The organism is Streptomyces hyaluromycini (assembly GCF_002217755.1).
In the GTDB taxonomy this organism is placed as follows: Bacteria; Actinomycetota; Actinomycetes; order Streptomycetales; family Streptomycetaceae; genus Streptomyces; species Streptomyces hyaluromycini.
On record NZ_BCFL01000025.1, the window covers coordinates 299,138 to 317,012 of the forward strand.

18 protein-coding genes are annotated in these 17,875 nt (G+C 71.5%); 10 read left to right on the forward strand and 8 right to left on the reverse strand.

Annotated elements, in window-relative coordinates; all coding sequences use genetic code 11:
* Positions 1 to 218: 218 nt before the first annotated feature.
* Genes SSP29_RS33745 through SSP29_RS33760 form a run of 4 tightly spaced genes read left to right on the forward strand, consistent with a single transcriptional unit; the run spans position 219 to position 4,262 of the window.
* Positions 219 to 2,738 carry a sensor histidine kinase gene (locus SSP29_RS33745; protein WP_089104677.1) on the forward strand — a complete coding sequence of 840 codons (2,520 nt, stop codon included), beginning with the start codon at positions 219 to 221 and terminating at the stop codon, positions 2,736 to 2,738.
* Entirely contained in the window at positions 2,735 to 3,211 is a 477-nt protein-coding gene (locus SSP29_RS33750; protein ID WP_089104678.1) for a roadblock/LC7 domain-containing protein, read from the forward strand. The genes SSP29_RS33745 and SSP29_RS33750 overlap by 4 nt, the downstream gene beginning before the upstream one ends.
* Positions 3,212 to 3,262: 51 nt before the next feature.
* Positions 3,263 to 3,679, forward strand: coding sequence for a DUF742 domain-containing protein (locus tag SSP29_RS33755; RefSeq protein ID WP_089104679.1), 417 nt, complete (start codon positions 3,263 to 3,265; stop codon positions 3,677 to 3,679).
* Positions 3,666 to 4,262 carry a GTP-binding protein gene (locus tag SSP29_RS33760; protein WP_089104680.1) on the forward strand — a complete coding sequence of 199 codons (597 nt, stop codon included), beginning with the start codon at positions 3,666 to 3,668 and terminating at the stop codon, positions 4,260 to 4,262. The genes SSP29_RS33755 and SSP29_RS33760 overlap by 14 nt, the downstream gene beginning before the upstream one ends.
* 94 nt (positions 4,263 to 4,356) lie before the next feature.
* Here SSP29_RS33760 and SSP29_RS33765 read toward each other — a convergent pair whose 3' ends face one another.
* Genes SSP29_RS33765 through SSP29_RS33775 form a run of 3 tightly spaced genes read right to left on the reverse strand, consistent with a single transcriptional unit; the run spans position 4,357 to position 6,796 of the window.
* Positions 4,357 to 5,022, reverse strand: coding sequence for an ABC transporter permease (locus SSP29_RS33765; protein WP_089104681.1), 666 nt, complete (start codon positions 5,020 to 5,022; stop codon positions 4,357 to 4,359).
* Entirely contained in the window at positions 5,019 to 5,669 is a 651-nt protein-coding gene (locus tag SSP29_RS33770; RefSeq protein ID WP_089104682.1) for an ABC transporter permease, read from the reverse strand. The genes SSP29_RS33765 and SSP29_RS33770 overlap by 4 nt, the downstream gene beginning before the upstream one ends.
* The gene (locus SSP29_RS33775; protein ID WP_167450054.1) at positions 5,666 to 6,796 is read right to left on the reverse strand and encodes an ABC transporter ATP-binding protein; all 1,131 of its coding nucleotides are present in this window, start codon (positions 6,794 to 6,796) and stop codon (positions 5,666 to 5,668) included. Before SSP29_RS33775 ends, SSP29_RS33770 begins: the two co-directional genes overlap by 4 nt.
* Before the next feature lie 243 nt (positions 6,797 to 7,039).
* On the opposite strand from SSP29_RS33775, the gene SSP29_RS33780 reads away from it, so the two are divergent.
* The 4 genes from SSP29_RS33780 (at position 7,040) to SSP29_RS33795 (ending at position 11,141) form a co-directional block, all read left to right on the forward strand.
* Positions 7,040 to 7,885 carry a dolichyl-phosphate beta-glucosyltransferase gene (locus SSP29_RS33780; RefSeq protein WP_089104770.1) on the forward strand — a complete coding sequence of 282 codons (846 nt, stop codon included), beginning with the start codon at positions 7,040 to 7,042 and terminating at the stop codon, positions 7,883 to 7,885.
* Positions 7,882 to 9,969: an ArnT family glycosyltransferase gene (locus SSP29_RS33785; protein ID WP_089104683.1), complete on the forward strand. Its 2,088-nt coding sequence runs from the start codon at positions 7,882 to 7,884 to the stop codon at positions 9,967 to 9,969. The genes SSP29_RS33780 and SSP29_RS33785 overlap by 4 nt, the downstream gene beginning before the upstream one ends.
* Positions 9,970 to 10,071: 102 nt before the next feature.
* Positions 10,072 to 10,404 carry an ArsR/SmtB family transcription factor gene (locus tag SSP29_RS33790; protein WP_089104684.1) on the forward strand — a complete coding sequence of 111 codons (333 nt, stop codon included), beginning with the start codon at positions 10,072 to 10,074 and terminating at the stop codon, positions 10,402 to 10,404.
* A gap of 47 nt (positions 10,405 to 10,451) precedes the next feature.
* Positions 10,452 to 11,141: an NAD(P)H-dependent oxidoreductase gene (locus SSP29_RS33795; RefSeq protein WP_089104685.1), complete on the forward strand. Its 690-nt coding sequence runs from the start codon at positions 10,452 to 10,454 to the stop codon at positions 11,139 to 11,141.
* A 14-nt stretch (positions 11,142 to 11,155) separates the two neighbouring features.
* Here SSP29_RS33795 and SSP29_RS33800 read toward each other — a convergent pair whose 3' ends face one another.
* The 3 genes from SSP29_RS33800 to SSP29_RS33810 are packed head-to-tail and all read right to left on the reverse strand — an operon-like array spanning position 11,156 to position 13,659.
* Positions 11,156 to 11,896 carry an FAD:protein FMN transferase gene (locus SSP29_RS33800; protein WP_089104686.1) on the reverse strand — a complete coding sequence of 247 codons (741 nt, stop codon included), beginning with the start codon at positions 11,894 to 11,896 and terminating at the stop codon, positions 11,156 to 11,158.
* A gap of 4 nt (positions 11,897 to 11,900) precedes the next feature.
* On the reverse strand, positions 11,901 to 12,311 hold the full coding sequence (locus SSP29_RS33805) for an FMN-binding protein (RefSeq protein ID WP_089104687.1): 411 nt from the start codon (positions 12,309 to 12,311) through the stop codon (positions 11,901 to 11,903).
* Between the two features lie 10 nt (positions 12,312 to 12,321).
* Positions 12,322 to 13,659 (reverse strand): ferredoxin reductase family protein, encoded by a 1,338-nt coding sequence (locus SSP29_RS33810; RefSeq protein WP_089104688.1) that lies wholly within the window; start codon positions 13,657 to 13,659, stop codon positions 12,322 to 12,324.
* A 151-nt stretch (positions 13,660 to 13,810) separates the two neighbouring features.
* On the opposite strand from SSP29_RS33810, the gene SSP29_RS33815 reads away from it, so the two are divergent.
* Positions 13,811 to 14,506 carry a response regulator transcription factor gene (locus tag SSP29_RS33815; protein ID WP_089104689.1) on the forward strand — a complete coding sequence of 232 codons (696 nt, stop codon included), beginning with the start codon at positions 13,811 to 13,813 and terminating at the stop codon, positions 14,504 to 14,506.
* 59 nt (positions 14,507 to 14,565) lie between these two features.
* Entirely contained in the window at positions 14,566 to 15,996 is a 1,431-nt protein-coding gene (locus SSP29_RS33820; RefSeq protein WP_089104771.1) for a sensor histidine kinase, read from the forward strand.
* Here SSP29_RS33820 and SSP29_RS33825 read toward each other — a convergent pair.
* Positions 15,993 to 17,291, reverse strand: a complete 1,299-nt coding sequence (locus tag SSP29_RS33825; protein WP_089104690.1) for a PP2C family protein-serine/threonine phosphatase — start codon at positions 17,289 to 17,291, stop codon at positions 15,993 to 15,995. The genes SSP29_RS33820 and SSP29_RS33825 overlap by 4 nt on opposite strands.
* 170 nt (positions 17,292 to 17,461) lie before the next feature.
* Positions 17,462 to 17,869 carry a peptide-methionine (R)-S-oxide reductase MsrB gene (msrB, locus tag SSP29_RS33830; protein ID WP_089104691.1) on the reverse strand — a complete coding sequence of 136 codons (408 nt, stop codon included), beginning with the start codon at positions 17,867 to 17,869 and terminating at the stop codon, positions 17,462 to 17,464.
* Between the last annotated feature and the right edge of the window lie 6 nt (positions 17,870 to 17,875).

Sequence of the window (17,875 nt, forward strand, 5' to 3'; positions counted from 1 at the left end):
CGATTGGCTTCAATCCGTGGCCAGTTGTGGACGGAGAGCGGTCTCTTTGTAACGGATTCTTGATAAAGAGCAAGCGGAACCGAGCTTCAAGAACGCTGTAGTCTCACGGCAGTTGATATCGGTCACAGCGGTGCGCGGGGCCCGCTACTCGGTGTCGTTCCGCAGCAGCTCGGGGTGAAGACGCCCCCCAGACCAGACACCCTCATGAAGGAGGCCCGGTGTCCACGAACCAGGTGGACGCGCCCGTCCGGCCCGCCCAGGCGCGGAGCGGGATCAGGGGTTTCGCCGACCGTTGGCCCTTCCGGCGCAAGCTCAACCTGCTGGTCGGTGTACCGCTCGCCGTCATCGCCGTACTGCTGACGTACGTCATCACCGACCTGACGCAGCAGTCCACCAGCGCGGAGGACGCGGCGCAGACGGTCCGGGACAGCGCTCAGGTGGCACGCCTCGTGGACAAGGTCGAGGCGGAGCACCAGCAGGCGATCCTGCTCTCCGCGCGCTACGAGTCCGGCTACTCCACTCCCTCGGCGGCCGCCTACCGCGCGGCCCAGGACGCGGTGAACTCCCAGGTCGCGAAGGTCCGTGACACCTTCGGCGACCGGCTGCCGGGCACCGAGGCGGACGCCCTGCGGCAGGTCGAGGGCCTGTCCAGCCTGCGGGACTCCGTCGAGCAGGCCTATCTGCCCGCCGACAACATCGACCCGGCGTACACCAACGCGTCCAACGACCTGATCGACGGCCTCGGTCTGGACCGCGACACCGACCTCGCCTCCACCTTCACCGGCAACCTGCTGGACTCGCTGCTGCGCGCGGACGCCGCCCACGGCGCCTTCGAGACCAACGTGCTCGCGGCGACCACCGGGGACACCAACGCCCTGATCGAGTTCATCAACGCGGTCGGCGCCTACGACCTCTACCAGCACCAGGCCGACCGGTTCACCCGGTTCGCCTCCGAGGGGCAGGCCCGGCAGCTGGCCGACGTCGAGCACACCAAGGCCCAGAGCACGATCGCCGAGTCCTTCGCCGAGCTGCAGATCGACCCGACCAAGCTGGAGTCCGGCGACCAGGACCAGATCCGGCGGGCCGTCAAGGACGCGCTCACCGACTACCCGGCCTACCACGACCAGGCCGCGGCCCGGCTGACCATCACCACCTCGCTCATCGGGCAGATCGCCGACCGGGCCGACACCACGGCCGACTCGGCCAAGTGGCGCGCGATCTACCTGCTGAACGGCGCGCTGCTCGGCTTCGTCCTCTGGATCACCCTCGCGGCGCTGGTCCGCCGCTCGGTGATCCGCCCGGTGCAGGCCCTGACCGGGGTCGCGCACGAGGTCGCCGAGGTGGCGGGCCGCGAACTCGCCCGCGTCGCCGACGACGACGCCGAGGACTCCGGCCCGCCCCGGCTGCGGGACATGCCGGTCACCGCCCGCGACGAGATCGGTGACCTGGCCGAGGCGTTCAACCAGGTGCAGACGACGGCCGCGGCCCTGCTCGAACGCCAGGTGCTCAGCCGCCGCAACACCGCCGAGATGTTCGGCAACGTCGGGCGCCGCGTCAGCAACCTGACCACCCGCCAGCTCGCCTTCATCGACGCGGTGGAGCGTGCCGAGACCGATCCGGCCCTCCTCGAACGCCTCTACTCCATCGACCACATCGCCGTCCGCCTGCGCCGCAACGCCGACAGCCTGATGCTGCTGGCCGGCATCCGCGAGACCGTGCTGGCCTCGGGCCCGACACCGGTGTCCAACGTGGTCCGGGCCGCGCTCGGCCAGATCGAGGGCTACCAGCGGGTACGGCTGTACGCCGGCACGGACGCCATGATCGAGCCGGACATCATCGGCGACCTCACGCTGATGGTGGCCGAACTCCTGGAGAACGCGGTGTCGTTCTCGCCGGCCGGCAGCCCCGTCGAGGTGACCGTCCGTTCCAGCGACGTGGGCGCGCACATCGTCGTCACCGACCACGGCCTCGGCATGAGCGCCGAGCGGCTGGCCGAGGAGAACGCCCGGCTGATCCGCCGTGAGCGCCTCGACCTGGTGCCGACCAAGGTGCTCGGCCTCTTCGTGGTGGGTGCGCTGGCCCGGCGCTGGGAGATCGGCGTCGAGCTGACCCGGACCCCGGGCGGCGGTGTCACCGCCGAAGTGACGCTGCCCTCCAGGCTGTTGCTGACGATGAGCGCGGTGGCGGACACCACCGGCACCCCGTTCGCGGCAGAACCGGCGGAGCCGACGGAACTGACGGCACCCGCGACACCGGCTGCCCTGACGAAACCGGAGACACCGGTGGCGTCGGCCGAGGCGACCGGCCCGACCGCCGCCGTCACGGTGCCGGCCTGGGCCGAGCCGGAGAGCCCGCTCCCCCGCCGGCTGCCGCGCCGCGAACCGGCCGCCGAGCAAGCGGCGGCGCAGACCCCGCTGATCCCGGCCGCGCGCTCCGGCGAGCCCCCGGCCGACCCCGACGACCCCGACGACGCCGACGACGACGGGCCCCGCCCGCTGCGCCGCCGGGTCCGCGGTGCGACCCTCCGCACCACCGTCGGCGCCGCCCAGAGCCTCGCCCAGGCACCGCGCACCCGTGACGCCGAGGCCGAGCGGGACGCACTGGACGAGTTCGAGGCGGCGGTGGAACGCGCCCGGCGCGAGGGCGACACCGGGAGTTACGAACGGCCCGCACCGCGCACCGACCCCCTGAACCCCCCGCAGGACCAGAACCACCTTCCGGAAGGAGCCGAGCAGTGAGCACGTCGACAGGTGACACCCCGACGGGCGGCATCACGCCGACCGACCTGCAGGCGGCCGCAGCCGACTTCACCTGGCTGCTGAACCGCTTCGCCACCGAGACCGCAGGCGTGGTCGACGCGATCGCCGTGTCCTCCGACGGTCTGCTGATCGCGGTGTCGGAACTGCGCGAGCGCGCCCATTCCGAGCGACTGGCCGCGATCGTCTCCGGCATCACCAGCCTGGCCGCCGGTGCTTCCGGCAACTACGGCCTGGGCGGCCTCAACAAGGTCATCATCGACCTGGAGGGCGGCCATGTCATCGTCTCCGCGATCGGCAGCGGCGCCGTACTCGGCGTGGTCGCCGACAAGGAGGCCAAGCTCGGCAACATCGCCTACGAGATGACGCTGTTCGCCAACCGCGCGGGTGCGGCCCTCAGTCCGCAGCTCGTCCTGGAGCTGAAGAACAGCGTCGGCGTCCCACAGACGCGCTGACCGGCACCGCCGGTCGGCAAGCCGAGAAGGCCGAGAGAGGAAGACACAGCCATGGCGGACGGCACCCCGCCCCCGGGCCCGGACCCGGTCGGCCCCGCCCCCGCCGTACGGCCGTTCCTGGTCACCGCCGGCCGGGTGGCGGACAGCGCCTCCGGACCGGCGATGCCCGTCGAGACCCAGGTGGTGGCCACCGCCGCCGGGCTCGCCGTGCTGGACCGGCTCTCCTTCGAGCAGCACGACATCGTCGCCGCGTGCCGGATTCCGCAGTCGCTCGCGGAACTGGCGGCCCGGCTGCGGCTGCACCTGAACGTGGTCCGGGTGCTGGCCGAAGACCTGCGCGAGGCCGGGCAGCTGACGGTCCACGTGCCCGACTTCGAGGCCACCCACGACTCGTCCGTCCTGCGCAGGGTTATCGATGGCCTGCGGGCCATCCCCGACTCCCGAGGGGTACTCCGTGACACCGACTGACTCGCTGACCCGGGGCGCCGGGCGTACGGCCGTCCGGCCGCCGCTGCCGGTGAAGATGGTCATCGCGGGCGGTTTCGGCGTGGGCAAGACCACCGCCGTCGGCTCGATCTCGGAGATCGAGCCACTGACCACCGAGGCGTCGATCACCGAGGTCGCGGCGGGTGTGGACGACCTCTCGCTCACTCCGCGCAAGACGACCACGACCGTGGCGATGGACTTCGGCTGCATCACCATCGACCCGACGCTGAAGCTGTATCTGTTCGGCACGCCCGGGCAGGAACGCTTCGGCTTCATGTGGGACGACATCGTGGAGGGCGCGCTCGGCGGGCTGGTCATCGTTGACACGCGTCGCCTCGACGACTGCTACGCCGCGGTTGACTACTTCGAGCACAAGGGGATTCCGTTCGCCGTCGCGATCAACGCGTTCGACGGCCGCGTCGAGCACACGCTGGACGAGGTTCGGTGGGCGCTGGACGTTACCGAGGGGACACCGCTGGTCGTCTTCGACGCGCGTGAACGGGGTTCTGTGCGGGATGCGCTGCTTGTTGTCCTGGAACTGGCGCTGGCGCGTAGTGGGGGGTAGTGCGGTGGGTGGGGAACTGTCCGCCGCGTGGGGCTGGTCGCGCCCACGCGGCGGAGCCGCATATTGATACAGTCCCGCGCCCCTGAGGAGCGCGTTATCCCCTCCGTACTCCAGGAGAAACCGTCAATCGGGCTATGGCCCAGAAAATCCCCAGCGTGGCCAGGGCCATCGCCGCCACCAACGTGGCGCCGCCCACGACCTTCTCGTAGTTCTTCTGGTAGAGGCCGTCGATGATGTAGCGGCCGAGGCCGCCCAGGCTGACGTACGCCGCGATCGTCGCCGTCGAGACGATCTGGATGGCCGCCGAGCGCAGGCCGCTGAGGATCAGCGGGAGGGCGACCGGGAATTCGACCTGGAAGAGGACGCGTGCCTCCGGCATTCCCATGCCCCGGGCCGCGTCCACCGGGGACGGGTCGACCGAGCGCATCGCCTCGTACGTCGTGACCAGGATCGGCGGTACGGCGAGGATCACCAGCGGGATCATCACCGGCAGCATGCCGAAGCCGAGCCAGATGAACATCAGGACCAGCAGGCCGAAGCTGGGCAGCGCCCGGCCGGCCGTGGCGATCAGCGCGAGGGTGTTGCCGCCGCGGCCGTAGTGGCCGGTGATCAGGCCGATGGGCAGGCCGATGAGGGCGGCGTAGGCGAGGGCCTCCAGGGAGTACTGGATGTGCTCCCACAGCCGGGCCGGGATGCCGTCGTAGCCGTGCCAGTGGGAGCTGTCGCTGAAGAAGGCGTGGATGAAGTTCAGGACGTTCACCGGGCGCTCTCCTTCGGCATCCAGGGCGTCAGCACACGGCGTACGAGGACGAGGACGGCGTCGGCCAGGATGGCCAGCACGGCTGTGGTCACGACCGAGTTCACCGCCAGTTCGGGACGGTGGTAGAGGTTCGCGTCGTTGAGCAGGTTGCCGAGGGCGCCCTGGTTGCCGATCAGCATGCCGACGCTGACCAGGGAGATGCTGGAGACGGTGGCGACGCGCAGGCCCGCGATGATCGCGGGGACGGCGATCGGCAACTGGACCTGGAAGTAACGGCGTACGGGGCCGAGGCCCATCGCGGTCGCGGCGGCCAGGGTCTCGGCCGGGACCGAGCGGACGCCGTCCACGATGGCCGGGACCAGGACCACCAGGCTGTACACCGCGAGCGGGATCATCACCGTCGTCTCGGTCTGGCCCGTGTAGTCGATGAGGACGACGAAGAAGGCCAGGGAGGGGATGGCGTACAGGATCGTGGTCACGCCCAGCACCGGCGGGTACAGCCAGCGGAAACGCACGCAGAGCTGGGCGATGGGCAGGGACACCAGCAGACCGGCCAGGACCGGGATGAGGGCCTCGCGCAGGTGGAGGCCGATCAGCCCGAAGTAGGTGTTCTGGAGGTCGCTCGGGATGTCGAAGAAGCCGCTCATCCCCCGACCTTCGCGTCGTCGCGGCCCTCGGCGTGGGCGGTGCGGATCGCGGCGCCGATGACCTGCTGGGAGACGACGCCGACCGCGCGTCCCTCGCCGTCCACGGCCACGGCCCAGCCGGTCGGCGAGAGGACGGAACCGTCGAGGGCGGCGCGCAGCGAGTCCTTGCCGGGCACGAAGGGCCGCCCGTACGACACCAGTTGCTCCGGCCGGATCGAGCCGGGGGTGAGGGCTCGCGGCTCGCCCCAGCCGAGCGGCCTGCCGTCCAGGTCCGTCACGAGGAGATAGGGGGCGTCGGCCGTGGCGCGGGCGCCGAGCCGGGTGGCGTCGGCGTCGATCGCGACGATCGGGGCGGTCTGCAGCTCAAGGTCCGCGGACGGGAAGAAGGACAGCCGCCGGATGCCCCGGTCGGCGCCGAGGAAGTCCTCGACGAACGCGTCCGCCGGGTCGGTGAGCAGTTCGGCGGGCGGGGCGAACTGCGCGAGATGGCCGCCGGTGCGCATCACGGCGACCATCGTGCCGAGCTTGATCGCCTCGTCGATGTCATGGGTGACGAAGACGATGGTCTTGCCCAACTCGCCCTGGATACGCAGGAGTTCGTCCTGGAGTCCCTTGCGGACCACGGGGTCGACGGCGGAGAACGGCTCGTCCATCAGCAGCACCGGCGGGTCGGCGGCGAGCGCCCGGGCCACACCGACGCGCTGCTGCTGGCCGCCGGAGAGCTGGTACGGATAGCGCTTGGCGAGCGCGGAGTCGAGCCCCACCCGCTCCATCAGCTCGGCCGCCCGGGACCGCGCCCGCTGCTTGCTCCAGCCGAGCAGCCGGGGCACGGTGGCGATGTTGTCGATGATGGTGCGGTGCTGGAAGAGACCGGCGTTCTGGATGACGTAACCCATCGACCGGCGCAGGGTGTTGACCGGCTGTGCCTGGATGTCGGCGCCGTCGAGGAGGATGCGGCCCTCGCTGGGCTCCACCATCCGGTTGATCATCCGAAGGGTCGTCGTCTTGCCACAGCCCGAAGGGCCGACGAAGACGGTGATCGAGCGATGCGGTATCTCCAGGGAGAGCCGGTCGACGGCGACCGTACCGTCCGGGTACCGCTTGGTGACTGAATCTATCCGTATCAAAACGCCGAATACCCTTCGGGTTTGCCAGAAAGTGCCCAGTTATCGACCACGGTCGCCGTGGCGCAGGCAGTTGTGGACAGAGTTTAAACCGGAAGTGTTTCAGCACTTTGGCGGCTGACTGATCCTCTTCAGTTTGTGACCTGACCGAGGCCCGCTGTGCGACACCTGTGAGTTCCCTGATTCTCATTCCTCGCTCAGTGAAGCCTCACGACCGCCCCAGACAGCGCCCCGATCGTCATGGTCATGAACGAAACGAACGCGGGAGGCGTCCGGCGCCGGTCGGTCGAGATCGTGGTGCCGGTGTACAACGAGGCACACGTCCTCGCCGGCAGCATCGGCCGTCTCCACGCATACCTCGAAGACTCCTTCCCGTTCCCGTTCCGCATCACGATCGCGGACAACGCGAGCACGGACGCCACCTGGACGGTGGCGACCGACCTGGCCCTGCGCCTGCCGCACGTGCACGCACGGCGGCTGGAGCAGAAGGGCCGGGGCCGCGCCCTGAAGCACGTGTGGAGCCGCTCCACCGCCGACGTCGTCGCCTACATGGACGTCGATCTGTCGACCGGACTCGAAGGCTTCCTGCCCCTCGTCGCCCCGCTCCTGTCCGGGCACAGCGACCTCGCCGTCGGCAGCCGGCTGCACCGGCAGTCGGCCGTGGTGCGCGGCCCGAAGCGGGAGTTCATCTCGCGCTCCTACAACCTGCTCCTCAAGGCAGGCCTCGGCGCCCGCTTCTCGGACGCGCAGTGCGGCTTCAAGGCCGTGCGCACCGAGGTGTTCCGCGCCCTCGCCCCGCACATCGAGGACACCGCCTGGTTCTTCGACACCGAACTCCTCGTGCTCGCCCAGCGCAACGGGCTGCGCGTGCACGAGGTCCCGGTCGACTGGGTCGACGACCCCGACAGCCGGGTCGACATCGTCCGCACCGCCGTCGACGACCTCTTGGGCATGGCCCGCATGTTCCGGGCCACCGTCACCGGCCGCACCCGCATCCGCGCCGTACCCCGCCGCACCACCGTCCCCCAGAACGTCACGGCCCTGCCCACCGGGGCAGCCACCGCCGCCGAGCCCATGGAGTACGCGTCATGACGACCCTCGCCCCGCCGCCCACCCCGGTCCAGGACGGCCGGCACCGGGCCGCCACCCCGCCGGTCTCGCGTGTCAGAAGGCTGTTCACGGGCGCCCCCGAGGACCCGCGCTGGGCCCGCCCGGCCCTGTGGGCGATCCTGCTCCTGGCCACCGCCCTGTACGCCTGGAACCTCACCTCCGTCACCGGCAACAGCTTCTACGACGCGGCGGTCTACTCAGGCACCAAGAGCTGGAAGGCGTTCTTCTTCGGCGCCCTCGACGCCGGCAGCTTCATCACCGTCGACAAGCCCCCCTTCGCCCTGTGGGTGATGGGTCTGTCCGCCCGCGTCTTCGGGTACGGCACCTGGCAGTTGATGCTGCCGATGGTCACCGTCGGAGTCGGCTCGGTCGCCCTGCTGTACCGCCTGGTCAAGCGGGACTTCGGGGTCGTGGCGGGCACGATCGCCGCCCTCGTCCTGACCCTCACCCCGATCACCGTCGCCATCAACCGCGACACCAACCCCGACCCGGTCCTGGTCTTCCTGATGCTGCTCGGCGCGGCCGCGCTGCTGAAGGCGGTGCGCACGGGCAGGCTCATGCCGCTGGTCTGGTCGGCGGTCGCGATCGGGTTCGCCTTCAACACCAAGATGATGCAGGCGTACGTCGTACTGCCCGCGTTCTTCCTGGTCTATCTGTGGGCGGCGAACGCGTCGTTGGGCCGGCGCATCCGCAACCTCGTCGTCGCCACGGTCGCGTTGGTCGTGAGCAGCGCCTGGTGGATGGTGATCGTCGACCTGATCCCGGCCTCCTCGCGGCCCTACATCGGCGGCTCCACCGACAACACCGTGTGGGACCTGGTCATCGGCTACAACGGCTTCGGCCGGATCTTCGGGGCGAGTTCCTCGGTGGGCTCGGCCGGCAACGGCGCCAGCTTCGGCGGCAGCTCGGGCCTGTACCGGATGTTCAACGACATCATGGGCGGCCAGATCTCCTGGCTGATCCCGTTCGCCGCGATCGCCCTCGCCGGCGGCCTGGTGCTGCGCGGCCGGGCACCGCGCACCGACGCCAGGCGAGCCGCGCTGATGCTGTGGGGCGGCTGGTTCGTCCTGCACTTCCTGACCTTCTCCCTCGCCGAGGGCACCTTCCACCCGTACTACGTCACCGCCATGGCGCCGGGGATCGCCGCCCTGGCCGGCGCGGGCGGGGTCATGCTCTTCAAGGCCTTCAAGGAGGGCTCGGCCGCCACGTGGGGCTGGGTGCTTCCGGTGGCCGTCGCCGTCAGCACGGTATGGGCGGTCGTCCTGCTCCAGCGGGTCTCCGGCTCCGGCACGGTGTACACGGTCGCCGAGGTGGTGGCCGCACTGGGCGGCGCGCTCGCGGTGGCCGGGCTCCTGGTCGGGCGGTTCATGCGGCGGCAGAAGCTGATGGGCCTCGCGGCGGTGGCGGCGGTCGTCGCCCTGCTCGCCGGCCCGGCCGCCTACTCCGTCTCGGCGGCCACGACCGCGAGCACCAACGGCACCAACCCGACGGCCGGGCCGAACACCGGCGGCGGCATGGGCGGCATGGGCGGCGGCGGCCAGCGCCCGAGCGGCAGCGCGCCGAGCGGCACCGCCCCCGGCGGCTCCAGCAGCTCCAGCGGGCAGTCCATGGGGCAGCCGCCGACCGGAACGGGAACCACCGATGCCGATGCCGGCTCCAGCTCCAGCTCCAGCTCCAGCTCCAGCAGCCAGTCGGAGTCCGGTCGGACCGCCGGGGGCATGGGCGGTGGCAGCCAGGTCAGCTCCGCGATGATCACGTACCTGAAGAAGCACCAGGACGGCGCCACCTGGCTGGTCGCGGTGGCCACCGACCAGACGGCCTCCTCGATCATCCTGGAGTCCGGTCAGCCCGTCATCTCCATGGGCGGCTGGTCCGGCAGCGACAACGCGATGACCCTCGCCAAGCTCAAGAGCCTGGTGAAGGCCGGCAAGCTGCACTACATCGTCGTCAGCAGCGACGGCGGCCAGGGCACCAACTCCGAGATCGCGACCTGGGTGAAGAAGCACGGCACGGCCGTGAGCGCGTACAGCGGCCTGTACCGCCTGGACGCCTCCGACGTCGGCTGACCCCTCCCCCGGAAGCGGGCGGGCCGCCGGTATCCCCTACCGGCGGCCCGCCCGTGTCGAGATACCGTGGTGTGTCGGATCGACCGGCGAGAAAGGTTGCACATGGCCGCGACAGCGGGATGGGATCCGGACGGTCTGATCGAGGTGTTCAAGGCCCTCGGCAACCCGGCCCGGCTGCAGATCATGCAGTGGCTGAAGGATCCCGACACGCACTTCGCTGCGTACGAGCCGATCGCGGACCGCCGGTCGGTCGGCGTGTGCGTCAACCACATCCAGGCGAAGTCCGGGCTCGCCCAGTCGACGGTCTCCAGTTACATGAGCACGCTCGAACGGGCGGGGCTCGTGCGCCCCACCCGGGTGGGCAAGTTCACCCACTACCGGCGCGACGAGGAGCGGCTGGCGCAGCTGGCGGAGGCGATCGACGCCACCCTCTGACCGGCACCTCCCATTGACGCATCGCAATATGTCGATACGATCTCCTCATGCCGACCTCCGATGCCGCCGATGCCGCGCCCGTCGCCCTGATCGTGCACGCCCACCCCGAGCCCGGCTCGTTCAGCACCGCCCAGATGACCACCGCTGCCCGGGTCCTGCGCGAGGCCGGGTACCGGGTCGACGTCCTCGACCTCTACGCCGACGGATGGGCACCGGTCCTCGCCCGCGAGGAGTTCGCACCGGTGGACGGACCGTTCAAGCCACAGGCCGAGCAGCTCAAGGCGGTCGCCGAGGGGACGCTCGACGCGGCCGTCCGGGCCCATCTCGACCAGTTGCTCGCCGCCGACCTGCTCGTGCTGTCGTTCCCGCTGTGGTGGTTCTCGCTGCCCGCCGTCCTCAAGGGCTGGATCGACCGGGTCTTCGTGATGGGCGCGGTCTTCGGCGGGGAGCACGGGCTCTTCGACGACGGGGCCCTCGCCGGAAAACGCGCGGTACTGCTGATCACGACCGGCGGGTCCGGCGAGGCGTTCCGGCCCGGCGGCGCCTTCGGCCCGCTGGACGACTTCCTGTTCCACATCCACCGCGGGATGCTGGAGTTCGTCGGCTTCCAGGTCCTGGATCCGGTGGTCACCCACGCACCGGCCCGCATGACCGACCAGGAACGAACGGCGGCCCTGGACGCGGTCGGAGAGTCCGTCACGCGCATCGCGGCGGAGCTCCCCTCCCCCGTCCGCTGAACCGCCGGGGCCCGTCAGGCCGCCGCCGACGGCTCCCCCGCGACCGGGAAACCCGCCGTCCGCAGCACCTGACGCCCGGCGTCCACGGCGAACACCTCGCAGCCCGGACGCGCGGCCGCCCACCCGACGCCCTCGGCGCCCATCGCGAAGGCGGCCGTGGCCACGGAGTCCGCCTCGGTCAGCGAGGAGGCGACGACCGTCAGGCTGAGCAGGCCGGTCGCCGGACGCCCGGTGCGACCGTCGACGATGTGGTCGCCGCGCTCGTAGCGGGCCGAGGTGGCGACCGCCCCGTCGGTGAGTTCGAGCACCGTGCACAGCCGGTCGGCGTGCTCGGGGTGCCGTACCCCCACCCGCCAGGGCCCGCCGGAGGCGACCACGTCACCGCCGGCGTTCAGCACGAACCGGCGCGCCCCGGCCGCCGCGAGCCCCTCCGCCGCCCGCTGCACCGACCAGCCCTTGACCACCGCGCACGGGTCGAGGCCCCGCCCCGGCAGCCGTACGTCGAACGCGCCCCCGGTCGCCACCCGGTACTCCTCGCACAGCGCGAGCACCTCGGCGAGGTCCTGGCTCACCTCGGACCCGGCGAGCTCACCGCGGTCGAGCCGGGAGACCTCGCTGCCCGGCCGGAAGGGACTGAACCGCTCGTCGACCTCGCGCAGCCAGGCGAACACGGCGTCCGCGGCCTCCTTGTAGTCCCCCGCGTCGTCGATCCGCAGGGACACGGGGAAGCCCATGACATGTTCGACCCGCTGCATGCGCTCAGCCCTTCGCGTCGATCGCGGCCTGGAGGGACTCCTTGTAGGCGTCGCTGGTGATCGTCGCCCCGGACACGGTGTCGATGTCCGCGCTCTGTGCCTTCAGTGTCTCAGAGACGAGCACCGGCACCGCGGCCGCCGTCTGCGGGTGGTTCGGCTGCTGGAGCATCGTCACCGCGGAGATCTTGTCGGCGGAGAAGGTCACCTGGACCTGCACCGGGCCCTTGTCGGTGTTGACGGTGGTGCCCTTGACGACGGTGCCGGAAGAGGTGCCCGAAGCGGTGGTCGAGGTTGCCGACGGCGCGGGGGCGGGCTCGGCGGTGGCGGACGTCGTGCCGCCGATCGACGGCTCGTAGCGCCAGACGGGGATCAGGCCCGCGATGCTCAGGGCGACGACAGGTATGGCTCGCTTCACGGTGTCTCTCTCATCCCGCCAGGCTGAAACGCTCGAAGTGGATCTGCGGCTTGGGCACGCCCAGGTCTCCCAGGGTGCGCAGCACCGCGTTCATCATCGGCGGCGGACCGCACAGGAAGACGTCCCGGTCGGCGATGTCCGGCACCAGCCGGACCAGTTCGCGCGGGGCCAGCCTGTCGGGGACCGGCGGGCCGGTGACCAGGTGGAGTTCGGCGCCCTTGGCGACGGCGAGGTCGCGGAGTTCGTCGTAGAGGACGGCGTCCCGGTCGGTGCCGACGCGGTAGATGACGACCGCGTGGCCTTCGAGGTCCTCCAGGAGGGCGCGGATGGGGGTGACGCCGACGCCGCCGGCGATGAGCAGGGACTCCGGCTTCCGGCGGTGCAGGGTGGTGAAGGCGCCGTAGGGGCCCTCGGCGAAGACCCGGGTGCCGGGCTTGAGGTGGCGCAGCGCGGCGCTGCCGTCGCCGGCGGCCTTGGCGGTCAGGCGCAGGGTGCGGCCGTCGGGGGCGGCGGAGAGGGAGAAGGGGTTCGCCTGCCACCAGCGGTCCTTGGTCAGGAACCGCCAGAGGAAGAACTGGCCGGCCTGCGCCCCCAGCTTGTCGAGGTCGCGGCCGGTGACGTACACGGACACCACGTTGGCCGACTCGGGGACGACGGCGGAGACCCGGAACTGGTGCCGGTGGTTGCGCCACAGCGGCAGGACCAGGCGGCCCAGGGCCACCGCGCCGAGCGCCACGCCCCACACCGTGTACCAGTACGTCTTCGCCGCGGACGAGGACGTGAAGGTCGTACCGACCGCGACCTGGTGGCTGAAGGCGAGGACCACGGCCACGTAGGTGTACAGGTGGACGAAGTGCCAGGTCTCGTAGGCGAGCCGGCGGCGGGCGTAGCGGGCCGAGACGGCGCCGATCACGAGGATGATGCCGAGCGCGACCACGGCCCGGAGCACGCCTTGCGTCGTCTCCGCGAGGTCGACGAGCTCGGAGACCGGGCCGACGCCCGCGCCGTCCGCGTAGCCGAAGCTGATGAAGACGGCGTGCGCGAGCAGCGTCCAGAGCAGGGCGAAACCGGTCCAGCGGTGCCAGGAGGTCAGCCGGTCCATGCCGATCCGGCGGTCCAGCCAGGGCAGCCGGGCCACCAGCACCAGCTGGAAGGCCATGACGAGGGCGCCGTAGAGGCCGAAGAAGCGGCCGATGACGATCAGGGCGTTGGAGGCGAAGCCCGCCTGGGCGAAGAAGTAGGCGACCACGGCCGCGTTCGCGGCGAGCACGGCGTACAGGCCCGTGCGGGCCACCACCCTGGGGCGTATCGCCGTGGGGGGCGCAGGGGGTGATTGGACGGTCGTCACGGGCCGGCAGCTCCTTGATCGGATCCTGGGAGTCGAGCTTCACCCGCCGCTGCTGTCGTTTTCCTGTCGGACGACTTTCAACTCGTTATCGATGTGTTCTCTGTGTGAGCACGGGTCTGGCGTCCACGGCCGGGTGGCGCAGTATGAGCGGGTGGAAAAAGTACGACTCCTCGTCGTGGACGACGACCCGCCGATCGCCGACCTGGTCGCGACGGTCGCGCGGTACGAGGGCTGGGAGGCGGTCACCGCGTACTCGGGCGAGGACGCGCTGGCCAGGGCCGCCGAGTTCCGGCCGGACATCGTCGTGCTCGACCTGATGCTGCCGGATCTCGACGGCTTCGGTGTCCTCGACCGGCTGCGGCGCTCCGGGACGATGGTGCCGGTGGTGTTCCTCACGGCGCGCGACGGGGTCGCGGACCGGGTCGCGGGGCTGACCCGGGGCGGGGACGACTACCTGGTCAAGCCGTTCGCGGTGGAGGAGCTGATGGCCCGGCTGCGCACGGTGCTGCGGCGCAGCGCCGGACCCGGCTTCCAGCGCTCGGTGCTGCGGGTCGCCGACCTGACGATGGACGAGGACACCCGCGAGGTCCGCCGCGGCGACCGGCTGCTCTCGCTGACCCCGACCGAGTTCGAGGTGCTGCGCTACCTGATGCGCAAGTCGCCGACCGTGCTCACCAAGGCGCAGATCCTCGACCACGTGTGGGAGTACGGCTTCGGCGGCCGTTCGAACGTGGTGGAGCTGGTCGTCAGCCGGCTGCGCCGCAAGATGGACGAGACCGGCGGGGAGTCGCTGATCCACACCGTGCGCGGCTTCGGGTACGTCATCCGGCAGCAGGCCGCGGAGTGACCGGCCGGTTCCGGACGGGCCTGGCGCGGATCGGCCGGCTGCGGCGCTCGTACCGGACCATGCGCCTGGGCACCCGGCTGGCGCTGGGGCTCGGGGCGCTGGCCCTGGTGGTGTTCGCGATCGTCGGCACGTCGCTGACGATGTACATGCGGGACTACCTGTCGGCCCAGCTGGACGACCAGCTGGGACTGGCCCAGGTCGCCCAGTCCAAGAGCATCGCGCAGAACGGCACGCTCCAGGGCAAGAAGTACTACCACTGGTACTACGCCGTGTACGACGTCTCGCACGGCACCCCGGTGCTGCGCAAGCCGGAGGAGAGCAGTGACCTGCCCGCGGACATCGCCCCGCTCACGTCGGTGGCGAAGGCGCAGATCGCCGCGGGCACCGAGGTACTGCGCACCAAGGACCTGACCGGGGAGGGCGAGTACCGGCTGCGCGGCTGCGAGGTGGAGCCGGGCGTGGTGCTGGTGAGCGGGGCGCCGACGGACAGCATCGGCAACACGGTTCGCCAGCTGGTCACGGTCCAGGTGGTCGCCTTCGGGCTGGCGCTGCTGGCGCTGGTGGTGTTCGGCCGCCGGCTGCTGCGGCACGGTCTCGAACCGCTGAGCGACATGGCGCACACGGCCCATGGCATCGCCTCGCACAACCTGACGGAGTCGGCGGCCCGGCTGCCGCTGCGCGCGGCGAAGCGGGGCGGCGGGCCGGAGGTCGAGGAGCTGCGCACCGCGTTCAACACGATGCTCGAACACATCGACCACTCCCTCGCCGTCCGCGCCGAGGCCGAACAGCGGCTGCGCCGGTTCGTCGCGGACGCCTCGCACGAGCTGCGCACCCCGCTGATGTCGGTACGCGGCTACGCCGACCTCTTCCAGTACGCCGCCGCCAACGAGCCGGGGGAACGCGACCGGCATCTGGCCCGGCTGCGCGCGGAGGCCGCCCGGATGGGCATCCTCCTCGACGACCTGCTGCTCCTCGCCCGCCTTGACGCGGCCGAGGTGGAGACCCCGCTGCGGCTGGAGGACGCCGACCTGACGGAACTGGTCCGGGAGGCCGCCGACGCCTTCCGTGCCGCCCACGCGGACCATCCCCTGACGGTGACCGCCGGCCCGGACCCGGTACCGGTCCGCCTCGATCCGGTCCGTATCCGCCAGGTGCTGGACAACCTCCTCACCAACGCGGCCGTCCACACGCCCACCGGCACCCCGGTCTTCGTGACGGTCGCCGTCACCGCCGGCTCGGCGTCGGTGAGCGTCGCCGACCACGGCCCCGGCATCCCCGCCGGCGACCGCGCCCGGGTCTTCGACCGCTTCTACCGCGTCGACAAGGCCCGCAGCCGCGACCGCGGCGGCAGCGGGCTCGGCCTGTCGGTGGCCCGGGCGCTGGTGGAGGCGCACGGCGGGACCATCGGGCTGGGCGAGGGCCCCACGGCCGGCACGGTGTTCACGCTGACGCTGCCCAGGAACCGGGCCGCCGCCCGCACCGCCGGCTAGCCCTCCTCCGACGCGTCCTCCGCGGCCGGGCCGAACCCGCCCTGGCGGGGGTGCGGGCGTGCTGCCAGTACCGCGACGTCGTCCTCGGCGTGGCGGGCGTCGAGGCGGGTGAGGATGGACTCCAGCAGGCTGTCGACGCCGACGGCGGGGGTGAAGTCGAGGGCGGCGAGGCGGTGCAGGGAGCGGTCGATGTCCTCGCCGCGGTGCTCCACCAGGCCGTCGGTGAAGAGCACCAGCGCCTCGTCGGGTTCGAGCCGGTGGGTGGCCGACTCGTAGCCGCCGAAACCGGTACCCAGGGGCGGGCCGACGGGGACCCGCAGGAGTGCGGTACGCCCTCCCCTGGTGATCAGCGCGGGCGGCAGATGGCCGGCGCTGGCGAGGGTGACCTGCCCGCGGCCCGGGTCGACGCGCACGAGCAGGCAGGTGGCGGGTCTTCGGTCCGCCTCGGTGGCGGCGATGTCGTCCATCTGGCGCAGCACCCGGTGCGGGGGCAGCTCGGAGGAGGCGATGTAGCGCAGCAAGGACCGGTACGCGTTCATGTCGACGGCGGCCTCCAGCCCGTGCCCCATCACGTCGCCGACGACGAGCAGCGTGCGCCCGAAGTGCAGCCGTACGGTCTCGCACCAGTCGCCGCCGACCAGCACCCGGCCGCCGGCCGGGAGGTAGCGGATGGCCACGTCCAGGTTGGGGTGCGGCCGGCCGGGCTCGGCGAGCAGGGCGCGTTGCAGGTCACCGGCGGTGCGGTTGACCTGCTCGTACTCGCGGGCGTGCCGGATGTGGGAGGCGGCGCGTTCGGCGAGCAGGGCGAGCAGTTCGGCCTCCGCACGGGCGAAGGCGACACCCTCGCGGGCGCAGACCAGGACGCCGTACTGGTCGGAGCCGCTGGTCAGGGGCGCGCACAGGGCCGGACGGGCGCGGTTGCCGACGGGACGGGACAGCCAGGGGTCCGCCCAGTGGTCGGCCGCCGGGGTGCCCGCGTCCCGGACCACCGCGGTGGCCCAGCGGGCGTCGGGCAGCAGATCGGCGTCGCCGGTGATCGACTCGTAGCCGGAGACGGTGTCGCCGACGCGCCGCATCACGGCCGCGCTCCCGCCCACCAGCCGTACCGCCGCCCGGGTCAGTTCCGTACAGGTGGTGGACTCGTCGAGGCTCGTGCCGATGCCGGCCGCGGCCGTGCGCAACGCCCGCAACGGCGCGGCGGGGCCGTCGCCCGTCGTGCGCCCGGCCTGTCCGCCCGGGACGTCGGCGGACGCGGGTCCCCGGCGGGACTGGAACCATCGCGCGACACCCGACACCCTCACAGAATCTCAAACAGCCCGGGTCCGGGCACCAGCCGACTGACTGTCACCCCTCCCGGACACGTTTCACAGGGCCGGGTGACGTCAGGCCACGCCTGGCTGCGGCGCTCCGGCCCGTACCCGCCGGCGCTGCCTCCGGGCCCGCCTGAGGACGGGCCCGGCCGGACTCAGCTCTCGTCGGCGGTCAGCCGCAGCGAGATCGAGTTGATGCAGTACCGCTGGTCGGTCGGGGTCGCATACCCCTCACCCTCGAACACGTGCCCGAGGTGCGAGCCGCAGCGCGCACAGCGCACCTCGGTGCGGACCATCCCGTGGGTACGGTCCTCGATCAGCTCGACCGCGTCGGTGTCCTTCGGGTCGTAGAAGCTCGGCCATCCGCAGTGGGACTCGAACTTCGTGCCGGAGGTGAACAGCTCGGCACCGCAGGCGCGACAGGAGTACACGCCCTTGGTCTTGGTGTCGGTGTACTCACCCCTGAAGGCCGGCTCGGTCGCCGCCTGGCGCAGCACGGCGTACTCGGCCGGCGACAGCTCCGCCCGCCACTGCTCGTCCGGCTTCTCGACGTCGTACGACATGACTCT